Below are 5,464 nucleotides of genomic sequence, written 5' to 3'. Positions count from 1 at the left end.
CGCTGGCGTTGCCCGATGCGCGCGCGCTGCATCCGAAGGCGGTCGCGACGCTCGACGACTGGGCGGCGCGCGGCTGGGTCGACGTCGAGGAGATCGGCTGGGCCGATGCGCCTGTGCCCAAAGCTGTGGATAACCTGTTGGCAGCCGGTGGACGAACTGTGCCGCCGGCACTCACGGACCAGCAGGCCGAGGCGCTCGACGCGATCCGCGCCGCGCAGGGCTTCGCGCCGTTCCTGCTGCACGGCGTGACGGGCAGCGGCAAGACCGAGGTCTATCTGCATGCGCTCGCGTCGTTGCTCGACGCGCGGCCGGACGCGCAAGCGCTCGTGCTCGTCCCCGAAATCAACCTGACGCCGCAGTTCGAGGCCGCGTTTCGTGCGCGCTTCGCGGGCGCGCTCGCCGACGACGCGATCGTCACGCTGCACAGCGGGCTCGCCGAGGGCGAGCGTGCGCGCAACTGGCTTGCCGCGCATACGGGCCGCGCGCGGATCGTGCTCGGCACGCGCCTCGCGGTGCTCGCGTCGATGCCAACGCTCGCGCTGGTCGTCGTCGACGAGGAGCACGAGCCCGCGTACAAGCAGCAGGAAGGGCTGCGCTACTCGGCACGCGATCTCGCCGTGTGGCGTGCGAAACAGCTCGGCATCACGGTCGTGCTCGGCTCGGCGACGCCGTCGCTCGAAAGCTGGTGGCAGGCCGAGCAGGGCCGCTACACGCGGCTCACGCTGTCGCGCCGCGCAGTGGCCGACGCGACGCTGCCGACCGTGCGGCTGATCGACCTCGAAGAGGAGCGGCGGCGCGGGCGCGCGTCGATGGGCGGGCTGTCGGGGCCGCTCGTCGCGGCGCTGAAGGCGCGGCTCGAACGCGGCGAGCAGAGCCTCGTGTTCCTGAACCGGCGTGGCTACGCGCCGCAGCTTGCCTGCGACGCCTGCGGCTGGGTCGCAGGCTGCCCGCGCTGCAGCGCGTACGTCGTGCTGCACAAGCCCGAGCATGCGTTGCGCTGCCATCACTGCGGCTGGGAATCGCGCATTCCGCGATCGTGCCCCGAGTGCGGGAACGTCGACATCGCGCCGCTCGGGCGCGGCACGCAACGCATCGAGGAGGCGCTCGCCGAGGCCGTGCCGGGCGCACGCGTGCTGCGGATCGACGCGGACAGCACGCGCCGCAAGGGCAGCGCGCAGGCGCTCTTTTCCGACGTGCATGCGGGCGAGGTCGATATCCTCGTCGGCACGCAGATGATCGCGAAGGGGCACGACTTCCAGCGCGTGTCGCTCGTCGGCGTGCTCAATGCCGACACCGCGCTGTTCTCGCACGACTTCCGCGCGAGCGAACGGCTGTTCGCGCAGCTGATGCAGGTGAGCGGCCGCGCGGGGCGCGCCGGGCTGCCGGGCGAGGTGCTCGTGCAGACGCGTTACCCGCGTCATGCGCTGTACCACGCGCTCGGGCGGCAGGATTACGTCGGCTTCGCGAATTCGACGCTCGGCGAGCGCCGCGACGCGCACCTGCCGCCGTTCGTCTACCAGGCGCTGCTGCGCGCCGAAGGGCGCACGCTCGACGCGGCGCTCGCCTTCCTGCTGCAAGCCGCGGCCGCGTTGCCCGGGCTGCCGGGCGCCGATCGCGTGACCGTGTACGACGCGGTGCCGATGACGATCGTCAAGGTCGCGAACGTCCACCGCGCGCAGTTGCTGCTCGAAAGCGCGTCGCGGGCGGCGCTGCAGCATGCGCTGCGCGCGTGGCAGCCGGAGTTGCGCGCGCTGAAGGGCGTGCTGCGGTGGAGCGTCGAAGTCGATCCGCTGGATATCTGAGCGGCGCGCCATGCGGCCGTCGTGCTGCGTGGCGCTGCGTTGAAGCCCGGGCCGCCGCGCCGGGCACCCCCGAACCGTCTGTTGCCGCACGGCCGCACCCGGGCGCCCCGTCCGCCATCACACCCAGTGCAACCGGTTTTCGTGCGCCGCCAGGCCCGCGGAAGGTTGCGCACGCATGTCAAACCGGCCCGCTCAGGGAAAACACCGATCCCCCGACCACGGGCAACCCCTAGGTTGCAACCGCATAAGTGGCTGATTATATTGAGTAACTTGTGGGTGCAACCTATCTCGCAATTTGGTTGCACCTTTTTATTGCGTGCCGTAGGATTTCGCGCATCCTCTCACACCACATTGCCGGGCTCGCACCGGCGCACGAACCCACCATGGCAAGCACGACTCTCGGCGTCAAAGTCGACGACCTTCTCCGCTCGCGCCTCAAGGACGCCGCCGCGCGTCTCGAGCGCACTCCCCACTGGCTGATCAAGCAGGCGATCTTCGCGTACCTCGAGCGGATCGAGCACGGCCAGTTGCCGCCCGAGCTGTCGGGCCACAGCGGCGTGACGGAGCTCGCCGACGGTCAGTCCACGGATGGCGACGACGACAACTCGCCGCATCCGTTCCTCGAGTTCGCGCAGAACGTGCAGCCGCAATCGGTGCTGCGCGCGGCGATCACGGCCGCGTACCGCCGCCCCGAGCCGGAATGCGTACCGTTCCTGCTCGGCCAGGCGCGCCTGCCCGCGAACCTGCAGGCGGACGTGCAGGCGCTCGCGACGAAGCTCGTCGAGGCGCTGCGCGAGAAGAGCTCGGGTGGCGGCGTCGAAGGGCTGATCCACGAGTTCTCGCTGTCGAGCCAGGAAGGCGTCGCGCTGATGTGCCTCGCTGAAGCGCTGCTGCGCATTCCCGATCGCGCGACGCGCGATGCGCTGATCCGCGACAAGATCAGCAAGGGCGACTGGCGTTCGCACGTCGGCCACGCGCCGTCGCTGTTCGTGAACGCGGCGACCTGGGGGCTGATGATCACCGGCAAGCTCGTGACGACCAACAGCGAGGCGGGGCTGTCGTCGGCGCTGACGCGCCTGATCGGCCGCGGCGGTGAGCCGCTGATCCGCAAGGGCGTCGACATGGCGATGCGCCTGATGGGCGAGCAGTTCGTCACCGGCGAGACGATTTCCGAAGCGCTCGCGAACAGCCGCAAGTACGAAGCGCGCGGCTTCCGCTACTCGTACGACATGCTCGGCGAAGCGGCGACGACCGAGGAGGACGCGCAGCGCTATTACGCGTCGTACGAACAGGCGATCCACGCGATCGGCAAGGCGGCCGGCGGCCGCGGCATCTACGAAGGCCCGGGCATCTCGATCAAGCTGTCGGCGCTGCACGCGCGCTACTCGCGCTCGCAGCAGGACCGCACGATGAGCGAACTGCTGCCGCGCGTGCGCGCGCTCGCGCTGCTCGCACGCCGCTACGACATCGGCCTGAACATCGACGCGGAAGAGGCCGACCGCCTCGAGCTGTCGCTCGACCTGCTGGAAGCGCTGTGCTTCGACCCGGAGCTCGCGGGCTGGAACGGCATCGGCTTCGTCGTGCAGGGCTACCAGAAGCGCTGCCCGTTCGTGATCGACTACCTGATCGATCTCGCGCGCCGCAGCCGTCACCGCCTGATGATCCGCCTCGTGAAGGGCGCGTACTGGGATACCGAGATCAAGCGTGCGCAGGTCGACGGCCTCGAAGGCTATCCGGTCTATACGCGCAAGATCTACACCGACGTGTCGTACCTCGCGTGCGCGAAGAAGCTGCTCGCGGCGCCGGATGCCGTCTACCCGCAGTTCGCGACGCACAACGCGCACACGCTTGCCGCGATCTACCAGCTCGCGGGCCAGAACTACTACCCGGGCCAGTACGAATTCCAGTGCCTGCACGGGATGGGCGAGCCGCTGTACGAGGAAGTCACGGGCCGCGACAAGCTGAACCGTCCGTGCCGCGTGTACGCACCGGTCGGCACGCACGAAACGCTGCTCGCGTACCTGGTGCGCCGCCTGCTCGAGAACGGCGCGAACACGTCGTTCGTGAACCGCATCGCGGATAAGACCGTGGCGGTGAAGGAACTGGTCGCCGATCCGGTCGACGAGGCGTCGAAGGTCGTGCCGCTCGGCGCGCCGCACGCGAAGATCCCGCTGCCGCGCCACCTGTACGGCGACGAGCGTCCCAACTCGATGGGCCTCGACCTGTCGAACGAACACCGTCTCGCGTCGCTGTCGTCCGCGCTGCTCGCGAGCGCGCATTTCCCGTGGCGCGCGGCGCCGATGCTCGACGACGACACGCTCGCCGACGCGCCGGCCCGCGACGTGCGCAACCCGGCCGACCAGCGTGACCTGGTCGGTACGGTCAGCGAAGCGACGGCCGAACACGTGAGCGCGGCGCTCGCGCACGCGGTGGCCGCCGCGCCGATCTGGCAGGCGACGCCGGTCGATGCACGTGCCGATTGCCTGGTGCGCGCGGCCGACTTGCTCGAAGCGCAGATGCACACGCTGATGGGCCTGATCGTGCGCGAAGCCGGCAAATCGCTGCCGAACGCGATCGCCGAGATCCGCGAAGCGGTCGACTTCCTGCGCTACTACGCCGCGCAGATCCGCGACGAATTCTCGAACGACACGCACCGTCCGCTGGGCCCCGTGGTCTGTATCAGCCCGTGGAACTTCCCGCTCGCGATCTTCATGGGCCAGGTTGCCGCGGCCCTCGCGGCCGGCAACACGGTGCTCGCGAAGCCGGCCGAACAGACGCCGCTGATCGCCGCGCAGGCCGTGCGCCTGCTGCGCGAGGCCGGCGTGCCGGCCGGTGCGGTGCAACTGCTGCCGGGTACCGGCGAGACCGTCGGCGCGGCGCTGGTGGCCGATCCGCGCACCCGCGCGGTGATGTTCACCGGCTCGACCGAAGTCGCGCGCCTGATCAACAAGACGCTGTCTTCGCGCCTCGACCCGGACGGCAAGCCGATCCCGCTGATCGCGGAAACGGGCGGCCAGAACGCGATGATCGTCGACTCGTCGGCGCTCGCGGAGCAGGTCGTCGCGGACGTGATGCAGTCGTCTTTCGACTCGGCCGGTCAACGGTGTTCGGCGCTGCGCGTTCTGTGTCTGCAGGACGATGTCGCGGACCGCACGCTGACGATGCTGAAGGGCGCGATGCACGAGCTGGCGCTCGGCAACCCCGACCGGCTGTCGACGGACGTCGGCCCGGTGATTGACGGCGAAGCGAAGCAGACGATCGACACGCACGTCGCGGCGATGAAGGACAAGGGTCACGGCGTCACGCAGCTGCCGGCGCCCGAGGCCTGTGCGCACGGTACGTTCGTGCCGCCGACGCTGATCGAGATCGGCAGCATCGACGAGCTGAAGCGCGAGGTGTTCGGCCCCGTGCTGCACGTGGTGCGTTACCGCCGCAGCCAGCTCGACAAGCTGCTGGAGCAGATCCGTGCGACCGGCTACGGCCTGACGCTCGGCATCCACACGCGGATCGACGAGACGATCGCGCATGTGATCTCGAATGCGCACGTGGGCAACATCTACGTGAACCGCAACGTGATCGGCGCGGTGGTCGGCGTGCAGCCGTTCGGCGGCGAAGGGCTGTCGGGCACGGGCCCGAAGGCCGGCGGCGCGCTGTACCTGCAG

2 protein-coding genes are annotated in these 5,464 nt (G+C 69.8%); both read left to right on the top strand.

Features of this window, described 5'->3' with window-relative positions; all coding sequences use genetic code 11:
- The coding region (locus JYJ84_RS27535) for a primosomal protein N' (RefSeq protein WP_205189701.1) at window positions 1–1,802 on the top strand (1,802 nt) is incomplete at its 5' end.
- 383 nt (window positions 1,803–2,185) lie between these two features.
- Window positions 2,186–5,464: trifunctional transcriptional regulator/proline dehydrogenase/L-glutamate gamma-semialdehyde dehydrogenase (putA, locus tag JYJ84_RS27530; protein ID WP_205189699.1), on the top strand; the 3,279-nt coding region annotated here is incomplete at its 3' end.

Source organism: Burkholderia sp. LMG 13014, assembly GCF_905232215.1.
Classification (GTDB): domain Bacteria; phylum Pseudomonadota; class Gammaproteobacteria; order Burkholderiales; family Burkholderiaceae; genus Burkholderia.
This window is presented reverse-complemented; position numbering and strand designations above follow the sequence as displayed.